This window comes from Mesorhizobium sp. M1A.F.Ca.IN.020.06.1.1 (assembly GCF_004023265.1).
Lineage (GTDB): Bacteria > Pseudomonadota > Alphaproteobacteria > Rhizobiales > Rhizobiaceae > Mesorhizobium.
The window spans coordinates 1-2169 of sequence record NZ_RZSR01000977.1 but is presented as its reverse complement, the minus strand read 5'-3'; the positions used below and the strand labels follow the sequence as shown (position 1 = coordinate 2169).

The following is a 2169-nucleotide window of genomic DNA, read 5'->3' as shown; positions in this document are numbered from 1 at the left end:
ATCCAATAGCCGAAAACGCCCTGGCGTTTTCTTCCCGGGCTGCCGCTCCGCGGCAAAAGAACGAGAAATTATTTTCGGGCCGTTCAGCCGGACAGAACTGGCATCGCCGCAAGACACATGTCGATGCCGCCAACGCCATCATCGAGGAGATCAATGACCGCAGCCGAATTGCAGCAGGCGGCGAAAGCGCTGGCCGCGATGTTCAGTTGCTTCCCGCAATCCGCGCTCGCTGATCCCGAGATGCAGCTGCGCGGCTATCTCGCAGCCGTGCAGGATGCCGAGCTTGCCGATGTGCAAGCCGCGATCCAGCGCTTCATCCGCGGCGAGGCGAAGGTCGACAACGCCCAGTTCTGCCCGTCCAGCGCCCAGCTTTCGATCGAGGTGCGGGAACGGCGGCTGATGCGGGAGCTGTTGGCGAAGCGGGCGCTCATTTCTTCGCCGCCGCGAAGTGGGGGGTCCGAAGGACGGGCGAGACCCGTGGTTCGCCCCGGCTAGTCGCGCGGCGCAGCCGCGACGGAGGGGGAGCCGACAATGATCGATATGCCGGCGGGACAGCGCCCCCCTCTGTCCTGCCGGACATCTCCCCCACAAGGGGGGAGATCAGACTTCGCCACCGCTTTCGCCAACCTCCACCCTCGCAGGTCTGAGCGGGGGCGCCCAAGCTGCCAATCTCCCCCCAAGTGGGGGAGATGCCCGGCAGGGCAGAGGGGGGCGCGAAGGAACGCAGCCTCTCCCGTTGGCCACTCACACCACCCACCACAAAGGACACCGCCCATGCCCCGCAAAGCCGCCAAGAACCTGCAACCGCCGAAACTCCCCAAGGGCGAGGCCGAGCAGGTGCGCATCCGCCGCGAGATCGGCCATGATTTCGCGCTGAAGGCCGACGCCTTCGGCCGCCAGCGCCTCACCCCCGGCACGGCCGAGGCGCGCCGCGTCTACCAGGTGTCGAACGGCGGCTACACCTCGACCGGAGGCATCGTGCGCCTGCGCAATGTCGATCCGCTCACCGGCATCACATCGCTCACCCGCCAGCAACGCGAGGCGGGCCAGCGTTTTCGCGACGATTTCGAGCGCTCCGCCCGCGAGGGCCTGCAGCCGCAATCCTGGAGCGAGCGCGTCGACGGCGGCCGCCTCGGCGGCGGCGTGCCCGACCGCGTGCTCTCAGCCGGCCGCGCCCACGCCCACGCAGCGGCCGCGCTCGCCCACTGGGAGGTGGCGGAGGTGGTGCGCAAGATTTGCCTCGAAGGCCAGTCGGTGAAGGCCATCGCCGAACGCACCGGCGACGGGCGCGACGTGGTGGTCAAGCTGCTGAAGCTCGGGCTGGATTTGTTGGCGGTGCATTACGGGATGATGATGGGGAGGAAGGTAGGGTGAGGGGAAAGCGATGTGCCAAACTTGCGCCGGATCGAAAGCTGCTTATGTGACTATGCAACTGGAGTGACTGAATGCGTTTCATTAGACTTGTTTCCGGTTCAATGATGTTCATGATCGGCGTCGCTGCAGTAATTGCGACCGTGTTTAGCGCCCATCCTGTTCTCAACACCGCAATGTTGATGACACTGCTGTTTGTGCTTAAGGCCGCCTGGGGGCACCTAAAATCGAGCTGGCGATGACCGTTAATCCACTGATCTCCGGATTGAAGATGACCCGGCCAGCCGACCACGACCACCTCGCTTCGCAGTGACCATCCAGTCTAGAAGAGGCGGATGCGATTTACTGGTTCCGTCGGCTTGGCTCGTGGGGCCTGCTGGTTGTCGAGGAAGGCGCCGATCCAGCAACACCCTACCAGCTTATGGTTGCAAAGCCTATGCCACTGGGGCAGACGGGGTGAGAGCCGACGCCGGCGAAAGTTTGAAGTGGCTGAAACTGGCCGCTGAAGCTGGAAGCAGGAGGCGGCTGCGGCTCTCTCCCAATCCCAGCACTGATTAAACCACGTGCCGAAGGACAAATTCGCATTGTTATTCATTCCGACGATTCACTGCGAAGAGCGTATTGAAAGACGACCGCGCAAAAACTTCTGGCCTCGGCGCTGCCCCTCATCCGCCTGCCGGCACCTTCTCCCCGTATAGTGACGGGGAGAAGGGGATGGCCGCGACGCTGGCAGCTATTCCGCGACGTTGGCGGTTGGCGAAAGCGGCGGTGACAGCATCTTTCTCCCCGTCACTATAT

3 protein-coding genes are annotated in these 2169 nt (G+C 63.8%); all 3 read left to right on the top strand.

What is annotated here, in order from left to right; translation table 11 throughout:
- Positions 1 to 153: 153 nt before the first annotated feature.
- The 3 genes from EOA60_RS29800 (at position 154) to EOA60_RS37850 (ending at position 1613) form a co-directional block, all read left to right on the top strand.
- A complete protein-coding gene (locus tag EOA60_RS29800) occupies positions 154 to 495 on the top strand; it encodes a hypothetical protein (RefSeq protein ID WP_127326152.1) in 342 nt (113 codons plus the stop codon).
- Positions 496 to 774: 279 nt separating this feature from the next.
- A complete protein-coding gene (locus tag EOA60_RS29790) occupies positions 775 to 1374 on the top strand; it encodes a DUF6456 domain-containing protein (RefSeq protein WP_128312389.1) in 600 nt (199 codons plus the stop codon).
- Positions 1375 to 1445: 71 nt separating this feature from the next.
- Entirely contained in the window at positions 1446 to 1613 is a 168-nt protein-coding gene (locus EOA60_RS37850; protein WP_164748467.1) for a hypothetical protein, read from the top strand.
- Positions 1614 to 2169: the final 556 nt, after the last annotated feature.

What these genes read in the sequence shown, in the direction of transcription:
- EOA60_RS29800 (WP_127326152.1), top strand. Translation starts at nt 154, where the DNA reads ATGACCGCAGCCGAATTGCAGCAGGCGGCGAAAGCGCTGGCCGCGATG.
- EOA60_RS29790 (WP_128312389.1), top strand. Translation starts at nt 775, where the DNA reads ATGCCCCGCAAAGCCGCCAAGAACCTGCAACCGCCGAAACTCCCCAAG.
- EOA60_RS37850 (WP_164748467.1), top strand. Translation starts at nt 1,446, where the DNA reads ATGCGTTTCATTAGACTTGTTTCCGGTTCAATGATGTTCATGATCGGC.